Origin of the sequence: Bacteroides sedimenti (genome assembly GCF_040365225.1) — a bacterium.
Taxonomy (GTDB): domain Bacteria; phylum Bacteroidota; class Bacteroidia; order Bacteroidales; family Bacteroidaceae; genus Bacteroides; species Bacteroides sedimenti.
In genome coordinates this window covers 2,120,689-2,146,948 of the sequence record NZ_AP028055.1, presented here as the reverse complement: position 1 = coordinate 2,146,948, position 26,260 = coordinate 2,120,689, and the positions used below count along the sequence as shown (strand labels likewise).

Annotated in this window: 22 protein-coding genes; 16 read left to right on the top strand and 6 right to left on the bottom strand. The window is 39.7% G+C overall.

Annotated features, from left to right (window positions below):
* Nucleotides 1-94: 94 nt before the first annotated feature.
* The 8 genes from ABWU87_RS08595 to ABWU87_RS08560 all read left to right on the top strand — a co-directional run bounded on the left by ABWU87_RS08595 (nt 95) and on the right by ABWU87_RS08560 (nt 7,443).
* Nucleotides 95-670, top strand: a complete 576-nt coding sequence (locus tag ABWU87_RS08595) for a DUF5063 domain-containing protein (protein ID WP_353329897.1) — start codon at nt 95-97, stop codon at nt 668-670.
* Entirely contained in the window at nt 667-1,302 is a 636-nt protein-coding gene (locus tag ABWU87_RS08590) for a 3'-5' exonuclease (protein ID WP_353329895.1), read from the top strand. The genes ABWU87_RS08595 and ABWU87_RS08590 overlap by 4 nt, the downstream gene beginning before the upstream one ends.
* A gap of 4 nt (nt 1,303-1,306) precedes the next feature.
* Nucleotides 1,307-2,491: a class I SAM-dependent rRNA methyltransferase gene (locus ABWU87_RS08585; protein WP_353329893.1), complete on the top strand. Its 1,185-nt coding sequence runs from the start codon at nt 1,307-1,309 to the stop codon at nt 2,489-2,491.
* Between the two features lie 246 nt (nt 2,492-2,737).
* The gene (locus ABWU87_RS08580) at nt 2,738-3,307 is read left to right on the top strand and encodes a bifunctional nuclease domain-containing protein (protein ID WP_353329891.1); all 570 of its coding nucleotides are present in this window, start codon (nt 2,738-2,740) and stop codon (nt 3,305-3,307) included.
* A gap of 19 nt (nt 3,308-3,326) precedes the next feature.
* On the top strand, nt 3,327-4,025 hold the full coding sequence (locus tag ABWU87_RS08575; RefSeq protein ID WP_353329889.1) for a 16S rRNA (uracil(1498)-N(3))-methyltransferase: 699 nt from the start codon (nt 3,327-3,329) through the stop codon (nt 4,023-4,025).
* 16 nt (nt 4,026-4,041) lie between these two features.
* Nucleotides 4,042-5,583 carry a DUF4836 family protein gene (locus tag ABWU87_RS08570; RefSeq protein ID WP_353329887.1) on the top strand — a complete coding sequence of 514 codons (1,542 nt, stop codon included), beginning with the start codon at nt 4,042-4,044 and terminating at the stop codon, nt 5,581-5,583.
* A 19-nt stretch (nt 5,584-5,602) separates the two neighbouring features.
* On the top strand, nt 5,603-6,247 hold the full coding sequence (locus ABWU87_RS08565; protein WP_353329885.1) for an ATP-binding cassette domain-containing protein: 645 nt from the start codon (nt 5,603-5,605) through the stop codon (nt 6,245-6,247).
* Nucleotides 6,244-7,443, top strand: coding sequence for an ABC transporter permease (locus ABWU87_RS08560; protein ID WP_353329883.1), 1,200 nt, complete (start codon nt 6,244-6,246; stop codon nt 7,441-7,443). Before ABWU87_RS08565 ends, ABWU87_RS08560 begins: the two co-directional genes overlap by 4 nt.
* A gap of 105 nt (nt 7,444-7,548) precedes the next feature.
* Here the strand turns inward: ABWU87_RS08560 and ABWU87_RS08555 are convergent, their stop codons facing one another.
* Both ABWU87_RS08555 and ABWU87_RS08550 read right to left on the bottom strand, forming a co-directional pair.
* Nucleotides 7,549-7,860 carry an RNA recognition motif domain-containing protein gene (locus tag ABWU87_RS08555; RefSeq protein ID WP_353329882.1) on the bottom strand — a complete coding sequence of 104 codons (312 nt, stop codon included), beginning with the start codon at nt 7,858-7,860 and terminating at the stop codon, nt 7,549-7,551.
* 18 nt (nt 7,861-7,878) lie between these two features.
* Nucleotides 7,879-8,343, bottom strand: coding sequence for a cold shock domain-containing protein (locus ABWU87_RS08550; RefSeq protein WP_353329880.1), 465 nt, complete (start codon nt 8,341-8,343; stop codon nt 7,879-7,881).
* A 1,414-nt stretch (nt 8,344-9,757) separates the two neighbouring features.
* Between ABWU87_RS08550 and ABWU87_RS08545 the strand changes: the two genes are divergently transcribed.
* The 8 genes from ABWU87_RS08545 to ABWU87_RS08510 all read left to right on the top strand — a co-directional run bounded on the left by ABWU87_RS08545 (nt 9,758) and on the right by ABWU87_RS08510 (nt 20,140).
* Nucleotides 9,758-10,126 carry a hypothetical protein gene (locus ABWU87_RS08545; RefSeq protein WP_353329878.1) on the top strand — a complete coding sequence of 123 codons (369 nt, stop codon included), beginning with the start codon at nt 9,758-9,760 and terminating at the stop codon, nt 10,124-10,126.
* Between the two features lie 74 nt (nt 10,127-10,200).
* A complete protein-coding gene (locus tag ABWU87_RS08540) occupies nt 10,201-13,713 on the top strand; it encodes a T9SS type A sorting domain-containing protein (protein WP_353329876.1) in 3,513 nt (1,170 codons plus the stop codon).
* Nucleotides 13,714-13,799: 86 nt separating this feature from the next.
* The gene (locus ABWU87_RS08535) at nt 13,800-14,309 is read left to right on the top strand and encodes a DUF4402 domain-containing protein (RefSeq protein WP_353329874.1); all 510 of its coding nucleotides are present in this window, start codon (nt 13,800-13,802) and stop codon (nt 14,307-14,309) included.
* Between the two features lies 1 nt (nt 14,310).
* A complete protein-coding gene (locus ABWU87_RS08530; protein ID WP_353329873.1) occupies nt 14,311-14,904 on the top strand; it encodes a hypothetical protein in 594 nt (197 codons plus the stop codon).
* 32 nt (nt 14,905-14,936) lie between these two features.
* Nucleotides 14,937-15,584 carry a hypothetical protein gene (locus tag ABWU87_RS08525; RefSeq protein WP_353329871.1) on the top strand — a complete coding sequence of 216 codons (648 nt, stop codon included), beginning with the start codon at nt 14,937-14,939 and terminating at the stop codon, nt 15,582-15,584.
* Between the two features lie 154 nt (nt 15,585-15,738).
* Nucleotides 15,739-16,329 (top strand): DUF4402 domain-containing protein, encoded by a 591-nt coding sequence (locus tag ABWU87_RS08520; protein ID WP_353329869.1) that lies wholly within the window; start codon nt 15,739-15,741, stop codon nt 16,327-16,329.
* 166 nt (nt 16,330-16,495) lie between these two features.
* Entirely contained in the window at nt 16,496-17,326 is an 831-nt protein-coding gene (locus ABWU87_RS08515) for a hypothetical protein (protein ID WP_353329867.1), read from the top strand.
* Nucleotides 17,327-17,344: 18 nt separating this feature from the next.
* Nucleotides 17,345-20,140 (top strand): hypothetical protein, encoded by a 2,796-nt coding sequence (locus ABWU87_RS08510; RefSeq protein WP_353329865.1) that lies wholly within the window; start codon nt 17,345-17,347, stop codon nt 20,138-20,140.
* A gap of 415 nt (nt 20,141-20,555) precedes the next feature.
* Here ABWU87_RS08510 and ABWU87_RS08505 read toward each other — a convergent pair whose 3' ends face one another.
* From ABWU87_RS08505 to ABWU87_RS08490, 4 genes are all read right to left on the bottom strand, one after another.
* Nucleotides 20,556-21,113: a DUF3575 domain-containing protein gene (locus ABWU87_RS08505; RefSeq protein ID WP_353329863.1), complete on the bottom strand. Its 558-nt coding sequence runs from the start codon at nt 21,111-21,113 to the stop codon at nt 20,556-20,558.
* Between the two features lie 48 nt (nt 21,114-21,161).
* Nucleotides 21,162-22,922, bottom strand: a complete 1,761-nt coding sequence (locus ABWU87_RS08500; RefSeq protein ID WP_353329861.1) for a hypothetical protein — start codon at nt 22,920-22,922, stop codon at nt 21,162-21,164.
* On the bottom strand, nt 22,919-24,979 hold the full coding sequence (locus tag ABWU87_RS08495; protein ID WP_353329859.1) for a carboxypeptidase-like regulatory domain-containing protein: 2,061 nt from the start codon (nt 24,977-24,979) through the stop codon (nt 22,919-22,921). The genes ABWU87_RS08500 and ABWU87_RS08495 overlap by 4 nt, the downstream gene beginning before the upstream one ends.
* Nucleotides 24,980-25,544: 565 nt before the next feature.
* Nucleotides 25,545-26,042 carry a flavodoxin family protein gene (locus ABWU87_RS08490; RefSeq protein ID WP_353329857.1) on the bottom strand — a complete coding sequence of 166 codons (498 nt, stop codon included), beginning with the start codon at nt 26,040-26,042 and terminating at the stop codon, nt 25,545-25,547.
* Nucleotides 26,043-26,260 lie beyond the last annotated feature (218 nt).

Sequence of the window (26,260 nt, the reverse complement as noted above, 5' to 3'; positions counted from 1 at the left end):
CAATGCAACTCTGTATACTTCGAGTTAAAATACATTGATTTGCAGTTACATTCCCTCTTTTTTTGTTAACTTTGCGCCTCAATTGAAATATAGTATGGAAAAAAATCATGAAGTGATATTTAGCAGGGATGTTGTGGAATTTGTAACCGTGGCAGCCGAATTCTGTGCTTTTCTGGAGCGTTCAGAAAATGCCCGGCGAAGTTCCTTTGTTGATACCACGTTGAAAATATTACCTCTCCTTTATCTCAAAGCTTCTCTGCTGCCTCCTTGTGAGATGATGGGAGATGAAGCGCCTGAGACTTATGTCACTGAAGAAATCTATGAACTGATGCGAATGAATATTGCTTCAGTCCTGAGAGAGAAGGACGATTATCTGGAAGTGTTTCTTCCGGAAATGGCATATAGTGATACGCCCATAAAGAAATGTATATCGGAAGACCTGACAGATATTTATCAGGACCTGAAAGACTTTATTTTTGTCTTCCAGCTTGGTTTGAACGAAACCATGCATGACTCGTTGGCTATATGCCAGGAAAATTTTCGAATGTATTGGGGGCAAAAGCTTGTCAATACATTAAGAGCCCTGCACGACGCTAAATATAATGCAGATAATGCTGATGATGAAGAAGAAGAGGAGAGAGATGACGATTTGAGGGATGAAGAATTATGATTGTAAGAAGAACAATAACGAAAGACGATATATCAAACATGCCGAAGGCTACCTTCGAAGGCAAGATTATTACAATTTGTACAGATAAGGATGCCGAGCGGGCAGTTGAATTCCTGAGTCAGTATCCTGTGGTGGGTATAGATAGTGAAACCCGACCCTCTTTCGTTAAAGGGCAGATCCATAAGGTTTCATTGCTCCAAATTGCAACAGGGGGGCATTGCTTCCTCTTTCGACTTAACCTGATGGGATTTCCAAAGGCATTGATCAGACTTCTTGAAAATCCAGATATTGTAAAAGTTGGACTATCTCTTAAAGACGATTTCATGGCATTGCGCCGACGGGCACCTTTTAAAGAACAGAGTTGTATCGAGCTGCAAGAGTTTGTCAAGCCGTTCGGTATTCAGGATAAAAGTCTGCAAAAAATTTATGCAATCCTCTTCGGGTATAAAATTTCCAAATCACAGCGTCTGTCCAACTGGGAAGCTGAAACTCTTAGTCCGTCTCAGCAACAGTATGCAGCCACCGATGCGTGGACTTGTTTGCAGATCTACAATTTGCTTCAGGAACTGCACAAGACAGGTAATTATGAAAAAGAAGAGGTTGTTGAACCAGAGATTGAAGAAAAAGAATAAATAAATGACATACAAAAGAGTTTATCTGAAAGCAGGGAAAGAGGAATCTTTGAAGCGTTTCCATCCCTGGATTTTCTCAGGAGCAATTCATCATTTCGAAGGAGAACCCGAAGAAGGTGAAATAGTGGATGTATATACTTCCAAAAAAGAGTTTATAGCCCTGGGGCATTTCCAGGTGGGCAGTATTGCTGTACGCGTTCTCTCGTTTAAAGAGGAAAAAGTGAATTTGGATTTCTGGGTTCGTAAACTACAGATAGCATATGATTTACGTAAAAGCATAGGGCTAGCCGGTAATCCCACCAACAACACCTACCGTCTTGTACACGGTGAAGGAGATAGTCTTCCCGGGTTGATAATCGATATTTATGCCCACACAGCGGTAATGCAGGCTCATTCTGTTGGCATGCACGTTTACCGTTCAGAAATAGCCGAGGCACTTTCTCGTGTTATGGATGGTGCCATTGAGAATATCTACTATAAATCGGAAACCACCCTGCCTTTTAAGGCCGACCTGGGACAGGAAAACGGATTTATCAAAGGGGGTAGCTCTGATAATGTTGCTTTGGAATATGGTTTGAAGTTTCATGTGGACTGGCTCAAAGGACAAAAGACCGGATTCTTTGTGGATCAGCGTGAAAACCGCTCTTTGCTTGAGCGATATGCCAAGGGACGTTCCGTATTGAATATGTTTTGTTACACAGGAGGTTTTTCTTTCTATGCCATGCGTGGAGGAGCCACTCAGGTTCATTCTGTCGATAGTTCGGCCAAAGCGATTGATTTGACCAATAAAAATGTAGAACTTAATTTCCCGGGCGATCCTCGTCATACAGCATATGCAGAAGATGCATTCAAGTATCTCGATCGGATGGGTGATCAGTACGATTTGATCATTCTCGATCCACCGGCTTTTGCCAAGCATAAAGATGCGCTTCGAAATGCATTGCAAGGTTACCGGAAGCTAAATGCCAAAGCATTCGAAAAGATTAAACCAGGTGGAATTCTCTTTACCTTCTCATGTTCTCAGGTAGTAACCAAAGACAATTTCCGTACTGCTGTCTTTACAGCTGCGGCTATGTCGGGTAGAAATGTGAGAATTCTGCATCAGCTTACTCAGCCAGCCGATCATCCAGTAAATATTTACCATCCGGAAGGTGAGTACCTGAAAGGCCTTGTTCTCTATGTGGAATAATCTCTTACGATATAAAATCTGAAACAATATGCAAAACTGTGTTAAATAATGAGGCTTATCTTACAATGATATATGTTGTATAACATAAATATCATATATTTGCATCAGTTTTTCATGGTATTAGATTTAAGGTTAACAAAGATTGGGTTGTCGGGAGACAGCCTTTTTTTTTATAATTAACTGTCATCGGTATTTCATCCAAAAATTTTGTCTATATTTGTTCCACAATCTAAAATTACAATCAACGTGGATAATAAAGTAGAACTTCGCGTGCTTAATGTTTCCAACAGTCAGTTGCAGGCAAATGCTTTCGCGCTGGTGCTGGAAGAGGTGGGAGGCCCTCGTCAGCTGCCAATCATTATTGGTTCTATTGAAGCGCAGGTTATAGCATTCAAACTGAAAGGACTTGCCGCCCCCCGTCCTTTTACACACGACCTGTTCGTTACCTTTTCAGATCATCTTCACACAAAGCTTCAGCAGGTATTTATTTATAAAGTAAGAGAAGGGATATTTTATTCTTATCTTTACTTTGAGCACGAAGGTGAGGAGTTTAAGATTGATTCCAGAACATCCGATGCCATTGCACTGGCCCTTCGTTTCGGATGTCCTATTTATACAACCGTCGAGATAATGGACTCGGAAGGATATATTCCAGAACCTGAACCGCTGGAGAGTGTACATGAAAATGTAGATACGCTCGATATGTTAAAAGAGTCTCTGGCACAGGCTGTCAAGGATGAGAACTACGAGCTGGCATCTGCACTTCGCGATGAAATAAAGCGCAGAGAGCAGGAAAAGAATTCGAATAACATTTAAGATTACAGAACAAAATAAAATGCATGTTTTTTATACTCCCGAAATTTTAACAAAGAATGAACTTCCCGATGAGGAGGCCCAACATTGTTTACGTGTTCTTCGTCTCTCTCAAGGTGATGAAATTATGCTGACCGATGGTCATGGTTCTTTCTACAAAGCAGAAATCAGCATGACAACCGGAAAAAAATGCTTTGTCTCCATTCTGGAAACAATTCCACAGGAAAAGCCCTGGGCGTGTCATTTGCACATAGCCATGGCACCCACCAAGAACATGGATCGCAACGAATGGTTTGCAGAAAAAGCCACAGAGATCGGTTTCGACGAGCTTACCTTCCTTAACTGCCGTTTCTCTGAGCGAAAGGTCATTAAAAATGAAAGAATAGAAAAAATTCTGGTTTCCGCTATAAAGCAGTCATTAAAGGCAACGCTTCCCGTACTTAACGAAATGACTGATTTTGAACGTTTCATAGCGCATGATTTTCCAGGCCAGAAATTTATTGCACATTGCTACGAGGGCGAAAAACCCTTGCTCAAAGATGTTCTTAGAAAAGGAGAAGATGCCCTGGTGATGATTGGCCCTGAAGGTGACTTCAGTCCCGAAGAAGTAGAAAAGGCAATCGCCAGGGGATTTCAGCCCATCAGCCTCGGAAAGTCGCGTCTTCGTACCGAAACCGCCGCGCTGGTGGCTTGTCACACTCTGAATCTCATGAATCAATAACTTATTTTAAATACAGATGAATACACAAAAGTTTTTTTTCCGTTTATCAGTGCTGATGTTGGCAGTGCTGTTGCTGGGCTCATGTTCCAAGGATAAAGAATACTCCCGGGTCATCCCATCAAATTCTCCGGTAGTGGTCTCTCTGAATGTTCAATCTATCATTACCAAAGGTGGATTACTGGATGGCAAAGAATCCATAATAAAGCAGATGACGGCATCCATGAACAATCAGAAGCTGGCCAGACTGATTCAGAATCCTTCGAAAGCTGGTCTTTCCATAAAAGATAATGCTTATTTTTTTATGACCAGTGAGAAGGAGCCAGGATTGGTTTTGAGGGTAACTGACAAGAGTGATCTGGAAGATGCCATTAAACTGATGCAGGCCGACGGTATGTGCGATCCGCTTGAAAAAGGAACTAGCTATAGCTGGACAGTGCTTCACGGGTATGGAATCTGCGCATTTGATAATAGCTCGCTGCTTTTGCTTAAAACAACCAATGCCCGTTCGCTTCCTGTGAAAGAGCATGTCGAAAAACTGATGACGCAGAGTGAAAATGTGGGCATCTCTTCCAATAAAGGTTTTCAGAAAATGGTTGCTAAGAAGAGCGACATCGGAATGTTTTACTCTTTTGCCTCAATGCCTGATATAACTTCTCTTTCCATGAAGATGGGGCTTCCCGAAGGTACCGATATGCGAGATTTGATGACCATTGTTGCTGTAAATTTCGAAAATGGAAAGATAGCCGCCGATTGCGAATATTATACCGAAAACGATTCATTGATGGCTTATATAAAGAAACAGTCTGAAATGAGCGGATATATTAAGCAGGCTTTCCTGAATCGCTTCCCTTCTTCTTCGCTGATGTTCTTAACTGCAAGTGTAAAAGGAGATCGATTGTATAAGGTGTTGAGCAGTAGTCAGGAGTTCAAAAACATGGTGCAAAGTTCCCGTTTCACGCCGGGACTCGATCTGAAAAAGAGCATTACAGCATTGAACGGCGATGTGTCTATGGCAATCTCTTCTTTCAGCGAAAAGGGAATTCCTTCTTTCCTGGCTTATGCAGAGGTAACAGATCCTGCCGCGGCCGGAATATTATATGCTTTCAAGAGTGATTTCGATCAGGTTGGAATGACAATATCCTCATCTGGTAAAAACGAATATTTGGTTAAGAGTGCAATGTTCCCTTCTCCCATTCATTTCGGAGTGCGTGGAAACTATTTCTATCTCACTAACGATGAGAATTTGTATAAGAACATCGGGAAAGAGGTGGCAGGTTCGATGGCTGGAGCCAGATATGAGGCTGTACGTAACAAAACCAAAGGTTATTTCATCCTTGATATGGAAAATATAATGAATTTACCCTTGGTGAACGGTGCGTTCGATCGCTTTGGTTCACAAGGAAAAATGGTTCACTCTATTCTCTCCAAATTTTCTTATATGGAAGCATACAATGTTACCGAAAATAAAGGCGTGATAAACATTTTTATGAAAAACAAAGACGAGAATGTTCTGAAGCAGCTCATTGTTGGATTGCAGGGCGTACTTGGTCAAAACTGATTATAATTGAAACAGATCAATGAATAACATTAGCTTGCAGCATACATTACCAAATGTGTTTGCTGAACGTGATTCGGTTGTCTCCGATGTGTGGCAGCAGAATCTGGAATTTAAAAAAGGAGGGATCTATCTGGTGGAAGCCGATTCGGGCACGGGTAAATCATCCCTTTGCAGCTTTATTTACGGATACCGGAATGATTATCAGGGGAAAATCCTTTTCGGCAATGAAAATATCCGTTCCCTTTCTGTATCCAATTGGGTGGATATCCGCAAAAACTCTTTGAGTATGCTTTTTCAGGATATGCGTCTCTTTGGTGAACTGACCGCTATGGAGAATATTCTGTTGAAGAACAACCTGACACACTATAAAACCAAGCAGGAGATAGAAGGATACTTCGAAACCATGGGAATACCAGATAAGCTTGATGCCAAGGTGAGAAAACTCTCATTCGGACAGCAGCAGCGTGTGGCTTTTATCCGTTCGTTGTGCCAGCCGTTTGATTTTATCTTTCTGGACGAGCCCATCAGCCACCTTGATGAAACCAACGGTCAGATCATGGGCGAACTGCTGATGCAGGAAGTCAACAAACAGGGAGCAGGCATTATTGTGACTTCTATTGGCAAGCACATTGAGTTGGACTACAATAAAATATTTAAGTTATGAAACTTGTCTGGAAACTACTTCGTCAGCATATCAGTCTGCCCCAACTGGGCGGTTTTTTCTTCGCGAACCTTTTTGGGATGATGATTGTGGCACTCAGCGTACAGTTCTACAAGGACATTGCTCCCGTCTTTACCGAGGGCGACAGCTTTATCAAGCGCGATTTTGTGATTGCCACCAAGAAAGTAAGCACGCTGGGTACCTTTACCGGAGCCAGCAACTCCTTTACTGAAGATGAGATAAACGAGGTGAAGGCACAACCGTTCGCTCGGAATGTGGGAATGTTTATGCCTTCTCAATTCTCCGTAACAGCCGGATTTGGCATGGAGCAGTCCGATTTTCATCTGGCAACCGAGATGTTTTTTGAATCGGTGCCAAATGAGTATGTCGATGTCAGCCTTGATAAATGGCATTTCGACGAGAACTCACATACCATTCCTATTATTCTTCCCCGCAACTACCTTAACTTATACAATTTTGGTTTTGCACAGGCACGCAGCCTTCCTAAATTGTCCGAAGGACTGATGGGAATGATCAAGCTCGATGTGGTTATCCGGGGCAACAACCGGATTGATAAGTACAAAGGAAACATTGTAGGGTTCTCAAGCCGTCTGAACACCATTCTGGTGCCCGAAGAGTTTATGAATTGGGCAAATAAGATCTATGCTCCCGATAAGCAGGCTCAGACTTCCCGGCTCATAGTAGAAGTGAAGAACCCTGCTGATGAAAAGATAGCTCAGTTCTTTCAGAAGAAAGGATATGAAACCGAAGATAATAAACTAGATGCAGGTAAAACTACCTATTTCCTGAAACTGATTACCGGTATTGTGCTTGCTGTGGGACTCTTTATCAGCGTTCTCTCATTCTACATTCTGATGCTCAGTATCTATCTCTTGCTGCAGAAAAATACTACCAAGCTGGAGAATCTCCTGCTGATAGGCTATAGCCCGGGACGCGTAGCATTACCTTACCAGTTGCTTACACTAGGACTTAACTTTGTGGTGCTGATACTTGCCGTTTTGTTGGTGGGATGGGCACGCAGTTACTACATGGATATAGTAACTTCCCTCTTCCCGCAAATGGAAACCGGCACCCTTTTACCAGCCATTGTGATTGGGCTCACCCTCTTTATCCTGGTTTCTTCACTGAATATAGTTGCCATCCGCAAGAAGGTGCAATCCATCTGGATGCATAAATAACAGGGAGGATACCTGTACCAATCCTTATTTGGAATAATATAAATTATCAGCATAAAAAACGGGAAGACATTATTGTCTTCCCGTTTTATATAAGAATAGGTTCGATTAATAACGTCTTCTATTAAATCCGCCACTGTTTCCGCCGCGATTGTTATAACCGCTGTTGCTTCTTTCAGTTCTTGGACGTGCAACTGTTACGTTGATAGTCTTTCCTTCAAATTCAGTCTCATTTAATTTTGCAATAGCATTCTGAGCTTCTTCGTCATTAGGCATTTCAACAAAGGCAAAGCCGCGAGATCTTCCAGTTTCTCTGTCTATGATAACATTGGCTGAAGTTACTTCTCCATATTCTGCAAATAATTCCTGTAAGCTCTCACTTGTTGTGTTGTAGCTTAGACTTGATACGTAAATGTTCATCTCTTTTTTTATTACTTATTATTGTTTTTGGTCATCCTTAATGGCAAGAGTAATCTTCACGGCACTAGCACCTCTCAGATCGTGTTCCACCTCGAATGTAACCATATTTCCTTTTGCTATAGAGGCAGGGGCATTACTTATATGAAAAAAATACTTCTCCATGCTTCCTATTCGCTTAATAAAACCAAATCCTTTTTCCTGGTTAAAATGTTCAACCTGCCCTGTTAATACAGTTTCTTCTATTATATCCTCTTTTTTAGGAGTCGAAACTGCGATGTCTTCGATATTAATTTCCTGTTTATTCTGAGGATCGGGTGGTGTATCTGTAATAACCCCATTCTCATCTACGTAAGCTATCATATCGTCGAATGATTTGCTACCGGCATTAGCTTTGCGTTCTTCTTTACGCTTTAGCTTTTCTTGTTTTTTTAACTCCTTTTTCTTTTCTAAATCTCTTTTACTGAATGAATTTGGTTTTGCCATTAATTATATCTTTTTTTATGCTAATTCTAATTGAGCATCTGGCTTTTAACTTTCCCGGGAACGAGATGGAAATACTCATTTCAATCTTGAATAGTCGGTGATTTTGTTTCTCAGGATATTAAATTGCGATTTAAATAAATTCCCTCGAATTTTCCAGATAATAGTGCTGAACTCTTTTGCAACTTGTTAATGCTTTAAACAAGTAAGTTGATTTTGATGTCGATTTTGACGATGAGAAGATTCGCCGTATAGCAGCGAAGCAAAGCATTGCTTAGAAGGATACAAGATAAACTTGATTGTTCAGTTACAAATATACGTAATTAATTTGACTTTATAAAGATAGTTTGAAAAATAAATGTTTTTTAGTTTTCTTTACCCTTCGGAATTTAGTACAGTTACTTAGGTTGTTTTGGCTAGGTGATTAGATTTAATGAAAAATGCACCCCTTGTTGCTTATCCAGCAAAGATACAATTTTGAAAGCTATTCACAATATGAAGGTGATATGCTGATTGTTATTAATGCTTTAAGATGAATTTATCGTTTATTCCTTTTGGTTTATACGGTCTGCCTTCAAGAATTAGTGTTTTATTGGTGATGAACTAATTGAATCTTGTACATGATTGAGGTAATTGTCGGTGTTGTTTGGGTTAATTGATTGCCTTGTTTCTCTAATCGTTGGTTTTGAGTTGACTACTGTTGTTCTAAATACTGTAATGGGTTGACTAATGAATTCTTAACCCTTACTTGGGTTGTCTTTTATTCCGCCCCAGCTTCACAATCATCTTCTTACTTACCGCAATGCCTATCTTGTCATTGATTTGATCAGCCAGCAAAGTTGCCGAAAGCAACACGCTTCCTTAGCTCAATTCGGGCTTATAGAAGTATTTTTTACATAACGAAACAATGGTAAATATGATAATATTATATTTGGTAATTGTTGTTTTTTACCTTATTACACAGATGTTTAGCAAAAAATGTTGTAATAATGATAATCATTATCTTTCATGAAGTCACGAAATTAACTGAATGAAAGTTTTTATATTCAAAAATGGGAAATATTAACTATATGAATGTACGTTTTTTCTAATCTGTTACAGCAAGCCAATAGATCAACACTATTCATTTAAGAAACTTCTAAGGATTCATTCAGATTTATCCAAATAAGCTAAAATCGGGTTATTTATTGCGAAAATAGACATTATAATGTGAATATGTATACCGTTATAATGCATTCTGAAGTCATCCTGTTTTATAAAACAAAAATTATAATGTTGATATTTAAAAATGAATAATCATGGTGTATAGTTATTAAAAGTTAATGTTTTGTTAATTAAAAAACCTTTCTTTACTGTTAATGTTATTTATCTAAAGTTAACCTGCTATGGGAAACTTTACTTAAATTAAATAAATGAAATGATAGATGCTGTTACAGAAAGAAAACTATTACTCCGGCTTAACAAATATAATGATTCCTGGAGAATGGATGCGGAAAATTTTTCTCTGTTTCAGAGGTATGTGGAGAATTATTTTAAGAATGCTATCTGCTTGTATTTATCAGAAGACCAAGGGCTTATGTATGCTGAGATTGCAGAAGTTGAATTAATGAAAATTCTCCCTCTTTTCGGCACTTTTTCACCGGATAAGGAGACTCTAATCCTGGCTATGGTTTTTCAAGGTTATGATTTTCGTCCGGTACTCGAAAACTCATTTGCTATACGTCTTTGCATGAAAACGAATAACGACAGTACGCGTGATATCTCAATAATGTTAAAATTAAAATAGGTTAGATATAGCTTTAGTGTTAAATCTGATAAATAATAGAGACCTATATGCTTTGTAATAAATATAAAATATTAATGGATATGGTACCGCTGATAAAGCTTCCCGATTTTCGGGACAGTAAACCTGGCAAACCTTTTTTCTGGACGATTGAGATGAATCGGCTATGTAAAATGGGAATAATTGCAATTATTTTATTGCTGGTGCCGATGGTGGCGAAGGGAGCAACCATAACCAGTAAAGCGGCTGGGGGAGATTGGACAAAACCGTCCACATGGGTGAATAACAAAGTGCCAACAGCCGAGGATAATGTTGTAATAGCTACTACAAATACAAATAATGTAAACTATAAATCAACTGGCAACCAAAGTACTATTGATTGCGCTTCATTGGTAATCAATTCAGGTAGTATATTGCTACTCGATAAAAAATCCGGATTTTGGGTGTCGGGAAGCACCACGAATGCCGGATCCATCTTGTGGGTATCAAATCCTTCATTCTTCCCTATGTTTATTACAGGAGATTTAGTAAATAGCGGTACATTGGATTTAAGGGGTCCCAACCAAAATGGCTCTAGTACATTGAAGCTTACAGGGGGGATGGTCAATACAGGTACTTTAATATTCGAAACTGCCAATGTTTATTTTATAGATTCAAATTCTGCAACAAGCTCAGTTGATGGCTTTACAACTAATGGTAGCATTTTCATGCAACGTACTGCAGGTTCGGTTGTTTTTGCGGGAAATGTATCAGGGAAATCGTTGATAGTTAGTGGTAATGGAGGAACTTTGAATTTGGGCATAGGGCATAATCATACAATTCCTACTGATGTATCTGTTACTGCCGGTACACTGAATGGCGGTTCAAGTACTCTAAATGTTGGTGGTAATTGGACAATAAACGGCGGTACATTCACACCTGCAAGTTCAACTATTAACTTTTATGGAGCTACTGTCGCTACCATTGGAGCCAGCAGCTTTAATAACGTTACCTTTAGCGATTCAGGAGTAAAAACTGCTGGGGGAGATTTTACGATAATAGGTAACTGGATTAATAATAACATCAATTTCAATCTCAACTCAAAATCAGTCAGTTTTATCGGGTCTGGGCCAACACCACAAACTATAGGTGGAACGGTTATAACTTCATTCAATAATATCACTATCAATAATATTGGTCCTGGAGTAACACTTGGAAACAATGAAACAGTTACAGAAACACTAAATCTGATTAAAGGCTTGATTACTACAGGCAGCAATACCATTACTGTGACTAATCCAAGTTCCGGATCGATTACCGGCGCAAGTGTCTCCAGCTATGTCAATGGAAAATTGGCTCGTGTTTATACCGCAATAGGTTCGAAGATATTCCCAATTGGTAAAGGAGGCAACTACCGACCCCTTAACTTGGAATATACTGCTTTAACAGGAACCAGTACGGTTGCAGTTGAACAAATTGAAGGTTTAATACCTGGCACTTTTCCCCAATGGACACGCCCGTTTGCTCTACGATACTGGACAATTTCTCAGTCTGGTGGAAGTGCCTTTTCTTTTAAGCTGACACTCGATGGTACCGGATGGTGGGTAAAATCTCCTAATATGTTAAAAGGTGATGGTAATACGAATAAAGGATATCCTGTTACTCATACTACAGATCTAAAATATACCAATGTAAATCCGTTTACTGAATTTGGAAATTTCGGTTTAGGCGGATGGGGAATATATTGGATAGGTACCGGGGCCGATAACAAGTGGTCTACCCCTGAAAATTGGTCATCCTCTTCGGTCCCTGTTAGTACGGATTGTATTTATATTCCTCAATCGGTTCCGAAATATCCGTTAATCAGTGGCGTTAAAACTACTAATGATGTAACTATTGGTGATTCGTTGATGATTGCTGATGGTGCAACCGTTACTCTTGATCCTGGACCGGTGATGACTATTCAACCGGAAGCAATATTAGTTCAAACGGCTGGAAATGCGAAAATTATCCTCAATTCTGGTTCCACCTACCTGAATCTCAGTAGCAGCACGCCACGTCTTGAAGTAAAACGCGAGTTTACCGGTACTAAAGGATGGCGCATGGTGGCTTCGCCTGTACCTGCAACTTTCGGTAGCATGTTTCAAGCACCACTGGTAACCCAGGGCTTTACAGGCTCAACCTATCCGGCTTTGCAACCCAACCTTTTGTGGTGGGATGAAACAGACGGTGGAACAACCTTGCAGGGATGGAGGAAACCATCTAGTATGACAGAAAATATGGTCAATGGTAAAGGATATTTCCACTATCTGTTTAATGGAGCAGGTATAATTGGTGGTGGAAATTATTTGGATCTACTTCCACAGACTATATCCCTTACAGGTATCGAAAATTACAATGGCAGCGGAAATTTTAGTTATAATCTGACTTATACTCCCCGAAATGCACAGCAAGGTCCTACTTCGTCTACTGATACAACCTATTACGATATCAACTCCCTCGACCAAGGATGGAATTTGATAGGGAACCCTACAGCCAGTACTCTTGACTGGGATATCACCGGCTCGGCCTGGACGAAAACCTATCTTGATAATACCATCTATGTATGGGATCCGTCTGCCAATGGTGGAAATGGTGATTATCTGGCATGGAATGGAACTACCGGAGTGGGAAACGGAAAGATTGCACCTTTCCAGGCATTCTGGGTTCATGCCAATGCGGCATCACCATTGCTGAGCTTTAATAATGCAGCTAAATCAAATGCTACAAGCATTTTTACAAGAAGCGAATCGCTTGATGAAAACATTAGCGTGCCTATAACCTTGACTGCAGACCAGATGAAGACAACATCATTTATTTCGTTTGAAAACAATGGAGTTGTCGGACCTGACAACCAGGATGGTTATCGTCTTGAACCGATGAACAGTTCATGGCTCGAACTGTTTACTCTGAGTTCGTCCAAACATGTAAGTCCGTTGGTGATTAATAATCTTCCGCCTCTTTCTGATAACAGTGTGATTAGCATTCCTCTTTACGTAGGTGGAGTGGTCGATGGCACAGGTATCAACGGGAATTATACTCTTCAATGGCAGCTTCCAGACAATTGGCCTTCTGGATGGTATATTAACCTTCAGGATAACCGTAACTCGAAGGTTGTATCTATGAATGATAATGCGGAATATACTTTTAATTATGCAACACCAACCACAAAATCGGTGTCTGTTCAGCAATCGTATATTCCTGGACGGTTGATAAGACCTGTGTCCCAACGTAGCCTGACAAGAAGTAATACAGAATTGCCTCCTTTCAGCATCGTTATCTCAAAAGTCAACAGCGAATATCTGGCACCCATACCACGCCTTTTGCCGAACTATCCGAATCCTTTCAGGGAAAGTACTGCCGTGAGGTTTAGTTTACCAGAGGGAGCGCATGTACGTATCTGTCTGTACGATTTACGTGGAACATTGATTGATGTGCTTACGGATGCTGATTATCCGTCTGGATTCACAGAGATTCAGTGGCAAGCGGGAGGTAAATCGCCTGGAGTATATCTGATCCGGTTCATTAGTGGTGACACTGCTGAATCCCGGAAAATGATTCTAATGAATTAATAATAGTTTTCAATGATAATTGCATTCTAGATGTAGATTATTGTGATATTTCAATAGGTATTAAATGGATTAAATTAATAGAGGTCATGAAAACTATGCGTTACATATTGCCAATATTACTAGCTCTTTCTGCCATGACACTTAATGCTCAAGAACAGAATAATTCGGTGATTTCTATCAAGGCCCAGGCTACGGTGGTTGATAAATCACAGATAGAGCTTGTTACGATTAAGAATATAGATATAGATGAGAGTGCAGCCGTTAATGGTATAATCTATGTGTCGCCAAAGTATGATTCGAAAGCAGCTGTGATGATGGTAAAGGGAAAATCCAATGCTAAAATTAGGGTCAAATTTCCACCGGTGGTAGAAATAATGAACACTACAGGTTCCGGAAGGTTGTTACTGCATTATGAGATATATGGCTATCCAGGAGATAACCAAAGCGCCAGTCAGCCTATTGATGCTGTGGAGAATACATTGCAGATGAGCAGTGACAGAAAATACTTTTTCTGGATAGGCGGAAGGATTGATATTAACCAGGCAAGCCCGGGAAGCTATGATGGAGAGTTTACTATTCAAATTGAATACATTTGATATGAAACAGTTTGTTAAACATATTGCCCTTTTTCTAATATTTAGCCTAATCTTGGCAGGAAATGTAGCAGCCCAGCGTATCAGCTTCGGGACTTACGCCTCAGGTGATATCATTTTGACTCAAATTAATGGGACAGGGCTGAACTTTAATGATAAAGAACCAGTAATTGTTGGAGGCCAAACAGTAACCATCAATCTGGCAGATAATGCAACAACTGTTATGGCCATTGAAGCGCAGGCTAACCTGGATGTAACAGTAACCATCGATGCACCTGCAAACCTCAGTTTGAGTTCCAATAATATTCCGTTGAAGTTGGGTTTGGCCTATTCTAATGTAGGAAAAAGTGGTGAAGCTGATGCAAAAGTAGCCTCTGTACTGGTGCCAAATGGTTTTACCAGCATTACATTTCCTGTTCTAAGGCGTGCTTCAGGCGTACCGGCGCCACCGCCCACACCTAATCATGTGGGGTATACAGCACCCAGAGCTACAGCCTATCTGTTTATCTACGGAACATTAGGTCCGGTACCAACCGGAGCGGCAGCCGGAATGTACACCGGACAAATAAACATTCGCGTGGAATATACTAAATATTAATTATCGGATGATTTAAACGAGATTATATAGAAATGAAAAAGCAGAGTCAAAATAGAAGAGACAATCGGAGGTTCAGGTCTGGTTTAGCGACTATGCAACGCAAGGTGTGGGGAATGGTCTGTGGATTGCTTTTAATTTTGTTGCCCTTATCCGGTTTTGCCCAGTATGTGAAAATCAGATTCGATGTGCACGATAAAATAACCCTGGATTATATGGTGCCTTTTGAATTTAGTCTGATACCCCTTTCGGGTACACAAAAACTGGTTGGTGCATGTGTGCTTAATATTACCGGCGTTGAAAAAATGCAGGTTCTTGTTACGCTTTCTTCTTCCGATTCGCTTCGCAATATGCAAGGTAGTGAAATTCCGTTTGGTGTAAAACTTGCATATCGTAACGATGGGAAAAGTCAGCCTCCTGAAATCGATTCCGGTCGTGAAGCCTCTTTCGCACTAAGCGAAGGCGACCGGATTGCAGATAATAGCATTTCCCGAAAGCCGAATGCTTACATCTTTATCCGTGGAAGCACAGACTTGTTGCAAAATGAAAATAGTGCCTATATACATAACATTAAAGAAAAGAAGCAAAATAGTGCTACTCGCAATTATAAAGGAAATACACCGCCAGAGGATGAAAGGACCACTTATGTGGGAGATATTTATCTCAAGGTTGAATATAATTAAATTAATCATATTGTTTAACACTTAAATGAAAGAAGAAAGGAGAGAATAGAAAGGAAAAATTAAAACTATGAAAAAAACAAAAAACAAGCCCTTGAAGGGTAAAGTATATTTTAAAATAAATAATGGGATTCTTTTACAATTAATTTAATAGATTATGAAAACAACAATTAAAATTTTAGCAGCCCTCGCTGTAATGATGGGCTTTTCAATGAGTGTGATGGGACAAGGTGCTCAAAGTGATAATAAAAATATTACTGCGAAGGCTCAAGTTATTAAGCAACTTTCTGTTACGGCAGGCTCAGATCTATCTTTTGGGATGGTTACCCAAAATGTAAGTAAAACTATTGGTAATAACGGATCAATATTAGCTGGTACAGCAGGTACCGGATCTGTGAATGTAGGTGCAGAATCTGTTGGTACTTTCACAATTAGTAAAGGTGCAAATACTGCAGTGACGTTGGATTTTACTTTACCAACAGAACTTAAAACAACTACGAATGCTACTCTGCCGATTAATTTTGCTGATTTTTCTGGAAATAAATTAGCTAAACTGACTGGAGGAACAGCTGATTATCCGTTTACACCTGGAACAGGAGCGGGTGCCTTGTCTATAGGTACTGGTACTGGTAACTATTACACAATTGAATCTTTCACAGTAAATATTGGAGGAACTGTTGTACCAATTACAACTCAAGAACAAGGTGAATACACTGGAACAATAACCCTCACTGCTACATACAACTAATTTAATAATGTAGTTCAATTACAAAGGCTGGCAAAAACAGTCGGTCTTTGTAATTTTTCCTTTAATTGTGTTTTTTTTCTTTGTTTTATTTTATACATTTGGTTATCAAACTTTAAAAACAATTCTAATTGTATAATGTATTCCCTGAAAAAAAACTTTTATTACTATGAAGAGAATAAAAACTATTACCGTAATTCTGTTTGTGCTTAGCCTTGTAGGTCAATTAAAAGCACAGATTTCTCTGGCTCCCTCCTTTGTTTTTATTGACAAAAACAGCGGCGTTGGCAACCTATTTGTGAGCAACAATAGTCAGAAGCCTTATGAAGTCACCATCAATTTTGCCTTTGGGTATCCGGGTAGTGATGCCGATGGCAACCTGGTGATGAACTACAACGACTCGACGGCTTTTAACCGCTTTGCCCTCGACAATATGATCAGGGCTTTCCCACGCAGCTTTATCCTCAAAGGTGGAGAACAGCGCACTGTGCGTGTACAGGTTATACCGGCTGAGCGTCGCAAGGAGGGTTTTTTCTTTACCCGTATGAAAATCATGGCGAAACCCCAGACTGCAGATGTGGAAAAGGCTGTAACCGAAGGAATCGGTACGAAAATCAGCGTAAACTTCGAACAGGTGACGGCTGTGTTTTATCACAAGGGTAAAGTATATACAGGTATTACGGTAAAGAATCTGGATGTAAGGCAAAAGGAGGACAGGCTGGAACTGCGTCCTCGCCTGCAACGAATGGGCAATGCGCCATTTCTGGGTAGTATGTTTGCCAAGCTGAAAGATTCAAACGGTAAGGTGGTGGCCGAAACACAAAGCACCACAACAGTTTATTTTGAGGAAATCCGTAGGATGGACCTGAAGTTGGATAAGGTGGCTCCGGGAATCTATACACTGGAACTTAGTTTCGAATCAAAACGCAACGATATGGCGGCTGAAGATTTGCTACAGACTCCACGCATCGTGCATGAAACAAAAGTGGAATTGAAATAGAATATAAAAGAAATTATTATGAGGCAATCAACACATACTCGATTCAGTAGCATGCCAATAGTGATATTGGTTGCTTTCTTCGGACTGTTTTTACCGAAAACAGCCAAAGCCCAGCAGGAAGAGGTGATGCTCACTTTCAGCAATCCTGCAGTGGGTAGTGTATATGTTGGGTGTCTCTACGATTACAAGTCAAATGCGGTTTATCTCCCTGTAAACGAACTTTTTAGCTTACTCGAGATTAACTATCTGCCTGATGGGAAGAACTTTACGGTAAGTGGTAATTTTATTTCTCCGGACAATCCTTATGTAATTAATTTCCTGACCATGCAGGTGCAACTTGGCAAAACCACCCGTCAGCTGAAACCGGATGATTTCAAGATAGGGGAGACGGAATATTACCTCTCGCCACGCATCTTTGAGGAAGTTTTCGGATTGAAATTCTCGGTCAATATAGATCAACTTTTTCTAAGTCTGGAGACTACTCACCGCTTGCCGGTTCAGGAGCGAAAGGCTCGTGAAATGGCCCGGAGCAGGATTGAAGAGTTCGGGATAAAGCCACTGGATTATCCATTAGGGTACAGCCGAAAACGTTCTGTTGTTAATGGTTCCATGCTGGATTACTCCATCTTGGGCGACTATTCAAAAGAGGATAAAAGTCTGAGTTATACCTTTACGGGAGGTATGGAGCTGTTGGGGGGTGATATACAGGGAACATTCAATGGTTATAATTCAAATAACGGTATTCATACACTGAATACAAGTGGATTGCGGTGGCATTATGGTTTTCGGGACAATAAATTTATTTCAGGTATCACTATGGGGCAGACAATTACCACCGGGCTGCAGCCACTCTCCATCACAGGACTTTCGTTGACTAACGACCCCATTGAACCACGTCAGATGTTCGAAACTTATTTGATTGACGGTACCACCGAACCGAATTCGGAAGTGGAAATTTATGTAAACGATCGCCTGGCCGGTTTTAAACGCGCCGATGAGTTGGGATACTATCGTTTCAATATACCAATTACTTATGGTACCACCCGTACAAGCCTGCATATCTATACTCCTTCCGGGCAGCTGATAGTGACTGATCGACAGTTGCAGGTGCCATTCACCTTCTTACCAAAAGGAGTTGTGACATACAATGTTCAGGCAGGAAAAGTGGAAGGCTTTATGGCGGATTCAATTCAAGAAAAATGGGTTGCTCATGCTAATGTAGCAATGGGAGTAACCAACTGGCTTACTGCATCGGCCGGAACGCAATTCAGAGATAATCCGTCTTTGTCGAATATGAAAAAGATATATTACGGAAGCCTTTCGGCAAGGATAGCCAAACAATACCTGCTGAATGTGGATGCGGCTCCTCAAAACTATTACAGGTTGACCGGAAGCGTGATGTATGCCAGCAACCTCAGCTTGAATATGATTTATACCCGCTTTGACGGTACAAGCGAATTCAATTTTCGCGGTGCAACCGATGATATAAATGCCAATGTTTATATTCCATTCCGGCTTTTGGGAATGGAAACCGGAATTCGGTTCAGTGGTGATCACCTAATACTTCCTAACAGCAGCCAGACAACTATTCTTTCGGATTTCAGCGCACGGCTTGGTAAGGTAAATATGCGGTTCAATTACCGTGATAATTTTGAAACATCTCAGGGAACAACCACCTTTGGCAATGCTCTTCTTACAACTGCACTTACTTATACTATTGCACGTACACCGGGTGTGCCGGTTTACATACGAGGGATGTATCTACGGGCACAGAATATGTACGATATCCGACACAATCAGTTCCAGCAATCGGAAATGGAACTATCACATAGCGCTTTTAAAACCGGTCGGTTTAATCTTATTTTAGGTTATAGCCATTTGACTAAAAAGGTAAATGCACAGCTAGGATTTACACTCGACCTGAATAAAGTAAGAAGCACCACCACATTGAATAGTTCGGAAGGTGGAACCTGGGTAAGGCAGAGCTTGAACGGAAGTATTGGCTGGGATATGCTAAACAACAAGACTGTATTTAGCAATCGCCAGCAGGTAGGACGAAGTGCCGCATCTGTACTGCTGTTTGTTGATAATAACAATTCGGGGCAATATGATGAAGGAGACCAGCTTTTACCTTACCAGGGTGTGAAACTGGATCGTAGTTCAATCATGGAAGTGGGAAGAGATAGTATTCTGAGACTGTCACAACTGCAGAGTTATTACAAATATAACCTGAGTGTAAACCGCAATGCTATTCCCGATCCTACGCTGGTGCCGCTTAAAGATAAATTCTCTTTCATTGCCGATCCCAACCAGTATAAACGTATAGAGATACCATTCTACAGAGGTGGTACCATTGAAGGAGCAGTTCTGATTGCACGCAATGGAACAACAACCGGACAGGGTGGTTTACGTCTGAACCTGAAAGCTGTGGGTAAAGAGTTTGAAACAGTTCTTCGCACTATGAGCGATGGAGGTTTCTATACCATGGACCTTGCTCCCGGAAAATACACGATAGATGTAGACACTGTTCAGCTTGGATTCCTGAATGTGAAACAAGTACAAAAATTGAGTTTCGAGGTAAAGGCAAAAGCAGAAGGTGATTACCTGGAAGGATTGAATATTATTCTGATTCCTGCCGACAGCGTGATCACGACTGGTAGAAGATCGTTTATAGAAAGCAAACCTGTAGAGAAGAATGACGCCAAGAATGATGGCAATCTGGATGTTGTTAAGCCTACAAAGCAAAAAGAGGCTACCGAACAGACGGAAGAACAAAACTCTAATCTGAAGTACAGACTGAGAAAAAGGAACTAAGCGTTTAGCGCTATGTAATCTGACAGGTTACGACTTTCTCTAAGCAGGATTATAAAACAAAAATAGTATTATAGCTTGAATCCTCTCTAATCTTTCTATAGAATCCCCTTATTTAAACTCTGTTCAATCCAGTAAAAGAGTTAAATAAGGGGATTCACTTTTTTGTTAGTAAGGTAGTCTTGTTTTTCCGGCTAGCAATCTGTCCAAGATATTGAAGAACCTGTCATCTTGGGGACAGCAAACTTTCTTTTGAGGATAGCAATTGTGTACTGCTTGAACCGTAAACAGGCTAAACAGGCAAATCAGAATAAATGGAATACGTGTAGGTCTCTGCATAAATTCTCTTGCGAGGAATCTAAAACAGGTTTTTGGCTTATGCAATAAATAAGCTAATTCACTTTACAAATATAGAAACTTAGTAAAGCAGGTAAGTAAAAGCGATTTCGGCCTTTATAGGTGCAAGAATCACTTTGTTTTTATTGGGGGAAAGAGGTTTTTGTGTATCGGTTTTATAATCAAAAACGCGGTAACTTAGCAATCCAGCTCCAAGAGACGCTTCAATGTTCCATCGTCCACCAATCACCCAGTTGAATCCATAAGCCAGTCCTGCAGCAAATGCATCGCCGTCATAACAGTTCTTGTTAAATCTTAGATTAAAGTTTGTATACGATGTTGTAATGCCAAAGAAGTTACGTGCCATCGGACGCCCTGGCCAGTAACGCAATTCAGGAGCAAATTGCTGAAACTTGAGTTGGCGTTTATCACTGGAGATAAAGTTGCCTGCAACGTTCATATCTAGGGTGAAATGCCTGGCAAGCCGAAATTCCCCTCCGATATTCGGAGATAAGGTTGCCCAATAAAGAGCATTTGTTTTCAAAGCTATTCTTTGTGCCATCCCTGTTGAACCGCACCCTAGCAGAAAAAAGAAGAGAACAGATTTACCAATGCTTTTATTTAATATTGTAGTATGCATAGTCTTTATTTTAATCGTAATAAATATTGGTTCGCAGCTTTCCTGATACTATAAATTGATTCTTAAACCAGCCATAACATTGACAACTCCATCTAAATTACCCAATGAAATGCTTCCTTCTGAAAACGTATCTGGGTAAAGACGCAGTTGTGGCTCAATATAAACTCCCAATGACGGGGTGATCTTCCATAATCCCTGAAAAGAGCATTTACCTCCCAGATAAGCTTTGTTACCTGGTTGAGAGGAACGGAATGCGAGGTTGGGGCCTGCCGTTCCGATAAGCTCAAAAATTCGTTCCGGGTCATATCCGCTCATGTACGAACTGATGTTCCAAAGAGCGTCTACTCCGAATGTACTTGTGTTTACATCAGGCAATTCGTTACTCTTCCATAGCTTCCCAAAATCCGCCGAAAGTCGCACACCGAAAGTTTTTGAGAAGTTCCTGCCGAAAGTACCTGTAATTCTAGGATTGACATTTTTTTGATACAACGAGGCTTCTTCAATAGGAGTTGTAAGTCCATAAGCTCCTTCTATGAAAAAGCGGGGTTTGAAATGGTTCTTTGTACCCGGTTCGTTAGATGAGGTTGTTTCTGAAGGATTAGAAGTGATTGTGATTCCTGCATTAATCAAGAAATTTGCCCGACATTTATCTTCACCATTTGCTCCAGAAGCATATTCTTTTCCTGGATAGAAATTTATGCGTGGTTCCACAAAGAGACTCATATCTCTTGTTAATTTGACTGAAGCCTGCAAGCCGGCTCCCAATCCAAATAAGTTGGTTTTTTGTGTATTGCTTACTGAGTCGTAACTGAATCCGGCTATTGCAAGTAACTCAAACCTTTTATCGGGATTGTATCCATAAAAAGCACTACTCAGATTAAGCATATAATCTGCCTGAAAACCGATGCTTCTGATTTTGTCTTCAGACTTCGGATGATCAAAGGTTGTAATCTTTCCAGTTAGGCGAGCGCCGGAGTAACGATTAAACCATCTTCCGATACCCAGAAGTACACCTCCTCCTGAATAGCGACTCAGGTTAGTAGTCTCTTTTGTAATAAGACTTCCAAAACCTATACCCGTATACAGGAAGGAGTGATCCTTAAATTTTGTGGAACTGAATTTATGAGTGCGCCGGAGGCCTTTAGGATAGTTCCTGAATTCCACTCCGACTAGAATTGAACCGGCAACATTGAATTTACGCCAGCTACTGGTATAATCCATATTATCGGTATAGAGTCCTATCCGGGGTTCCAAATAAAATACAGTACCATAATCCCAGGCATAACGTGCCTGTAATCCGGTTCTTATTCCCCATGTAGTGTAATTTGTACCTTCATATTTTGAAAACAAATACTCACCACCTAAAATACCAAACATTTCAAATTTCCTTAAAGCATTATAGTCATTTCCTAAAGCAGAGAAGTTGGCTAGATAATCCATGCTGACACCCAGGTTATTTGCCTTGATTGCTTCTCCTAGGGGAGTTGAGTTGTATCGTTTGCCAAATACCCCGATTCTTGCACCATTGATGGGAGTAAACCAGTGTCCGAATGCAATCCCGAATTCGTATCCGGGAGCTTGCAATCTTTTGTCTCCTCCTTGAGTGAATGAGAATGTAGGTCCTCCACTAAATTCCAGAAAATAGTGCTTAATAGTGTCCTGCCCTTTAAATCCACTTAATTTCAGTCCTTTCTGCAAGGTGTTTGTCATATAATTATGATAAGTCCTGTGGTTTTGAGCACTTAAATTAGCAACTCCGAATATTGCAACCAAGACCATGGCGCATATGTACTGCTTTATTTTTGTCATCCTTGATTATCTTTTTGAGATGTCACATCTTTTAATAAATCGATTGTATCAGCATCAGTCTCTGCCATGCGTAGATAAGCAGGGTCTTTCTCAATTGCTTTTTTCAGAAAGTCCATTGCTTCCAGATACAACATAGCATTTGAGTTGATGTCTGGCGCTTCTTTAGACGCTCTGTTAGCGCATACAGCTTTAATGTAATATATTTCGGCTGTCTCTTCTCTTAATTCCTGAGCCTTTCTATAAGCAGCCCCATTTTTCTTCATTGCCAGTAGCATAACCACTTCGTTCAATACCCCAGATGCTGCAACGATTTTAAAGTTTTCTTCGGTAAACCGGTGGTTTAAAACTTCGGTATAGGCTTTTATTTTAACGGTTTTAGGATTGTCCTTCAAAAAGTCGATAATAGAATCCGCTCTGCTGAATTGTCTTTCGTATAATAGTGAAGCAACATGATTTAGATTCACCTGTTCGGGGGCATTTGCTCCGGCATAGCGTTCTAGGATTTTTGAATCGCCAACACCTCTTCGAAGGCACAACGCCGATAAATCGCAGGCTGCGGCAATGAAATTTGGATATCTCTCGAGTGCTTTTCTGATTATGGCTTCACATTTTACGGAATCTTTTTCGTTTCGATAAAGCTTGAAAAATTCATATTTGCCCAATTCTTTGTAGTTTTTCTGATATAGTTCTCTTATCTCTTGTATGGTTAATGATCTATAGATTTTATACGAAAACATGTAATCAACTTTTCGTAATCTGGGTAGATATTTAGCTGCTATCAGCTGATAATAAGGTAATTTTGTAATCTTTTTGCCTTGTGTGTCAATACTGTTTGGATATTTATTAATGATAGCTGTTATTTCCATAGCCTCTGTTTTCAGAGAGTCATTGTACATTAAATCTGCAACCTTTTTCCAGCTCTCTACATTTGAGTGTTTTTGTGACTTTATATTTGCCCGTGTACCTTCGTACAAACCACTCAGAACTTCTTGCATCACAACACTCATACGCTTTGCTGCCAACTTTACGTTTTTCTCATAAATTCCATCTGGTGAAGCAAATCCATTGATTTCAAAGGTGCTTAACTGGGCATTCTGGTTACTTTCAATATCTTTTAATTTCTTTTTTAATGTTGATAAATCGGCAACAGTCGTAGAATCTGAAAGGTCAAGATAGGCTTGACCGATTGGAAATTTAAGATGCATTTCATCTCTGTCATCCATTAAAGGAGGTTCGTCAATTGGGAAGTAGGATGGATCGTCCAAAAAGTCACCTGCAAAATCAAATTTCAGAAGTTTTAAAGGGTTTATCAGTCCGTTAGCAATGACAAGGGTATCTCTGAAAACTATTTTGGTATAATCTTCTACTGATTGAACTGCATCACAACGCCATAAATCATTTAAATTATTCATATATATAGAATCCACATAAGGGATTCGTTCACTCTCTTTTTTTACGATGAATTCGGCTAGAGGATCTTTATTGATGTCAAAGCCATAAATACGTGTCTGAGTTATGTTATATTCCCTTCCGTCTAATGCAAGGGGTTTTAAGTAGTATTTTTCCTTTTTCGTTTCATTAAAAACATAAGGTTGCATCAGCAGACGGTTATAGGAAACAAATCTTTTATTGGGACTTATAGACGTTTTTATAATAGCCCAGTTTCCATGTATCTCTATATTGGTTGTTTCAATTTCCGGGTCCGTTTTTTTCTTCATTTTGCCGCTTACAACTACTTCCTTAATCATAAAGGCATTCTTTTTCAAAACTAAGTCAATTTTTAATTGCCCCTTCACATTAACTATTTCTGTGGCATAGTTCATATGTGTAAACTTCAGCTTTCCGTTATTTTTTACTGTGATAACATATTTACCATCTTCGTTTGTGCTCACGGATTCATTAGTCTCTTCATTTGTTACATTTGCACGCCATACAGGTTCTCCAACTTCATTTAGAACAGTGCCTCGAACTTTTATTATTTGTGCATTCGCAGATAGACATGTTACAAGAAGCAGGATGAAAAACAAAGACTCCCGCCGACGTTTTCTCAAATACATTAAACCAATTTTATTCATATCTTATCAGATCACAAGATTTATTACAAAAAATTGACTGTAAAAACATGTATTAACACAAAAGAGGTTACAAAAACAGTTTTTGATTAATGAATGTTTTTTGTTAAATTGGGAAAAATATATTCAAATACATTTAGTTAAATGTAATTTATATAAAATCAACAAAAAAAACGCTTTTTTGTTTTTATATCTTCGAAAAATTAGTAAATATTTATATAGTGAATTGTAGAACTGTATTTTTCTTTGAGAAAAGAAGATCAGAGGATTTTAAGATATAAATAAGAGATGACAGATATTACGTGTAAAAAAAAGAGGGATCGATTACTAAATTATAAAATTTATATAAAGCTAAAAAATGTAATAGAAGTGAGACTGCCCATACGTTAGCTCCTGAATTGTTTCAATATCAAACTGTTGTGGATGAAAAAAGCTTTTATCACTTTGCAGTTCTCAATTATCTTTCGGTATTAAATCTGCAATTCGTGATAGAAGCTTTTTATTATTAAGAAGATAAATAGAATAATATTATTCCTTGATATTGGGGAATTTACTTGTTTTCTGAGCCAAATAATTCTATAGCTTTCTTTGCTATCCGCTGACCGAATATTTCAAACATGGGTTTACTTTGTTCAAAGTTCTCTTTCAGTGCTACGGCTCCTAAGTGAATATAGGGCAATCCCATAGCTGATCCTCCCGAATAGACCAACATACCTTTTACCATTAAATGGTTGATGATGGTTAGGATTGCAGTATCAGCTCCACCTTGTGCAAAGTCTGCCGTTGCAAATACTGCTCCTATCTTTCCATCGAGTTTAATATTTTTAGATTCGTCGAACCATTTCTTTATCTGCCAGCAGGTATTGGCGTAATAGGTTGGAGTGCCAAATACCACAGCCTTACTTTCGGACAGGAATTCATAATCGATATGTTCCAAGTCGAAGATGCCGACTTCAATGTCCGATAAACTCTTCATGCCACCGGCGATTACCTGAGCCATTTCTTTGGTCTTTCCGCTTTTGCTAAAATAGATAATTGATAACTTCATAACTTATTTTTTATGTTCGTATTGATTGAACAGGAATTATAGGATACGCAGGCAAAGTTACAAAATATATCATAGCAGGAATAAAACAGGGCATTTAAAGACGGGAAAATAGTAGAAAACAGAATGCCTATATAAATATATTAGCTCTGGAAAAATGGTTCAACTTTGCGAAAATAATCTTATTTTTACGGCTTGAAATTTTGAATGATATCTTTCAA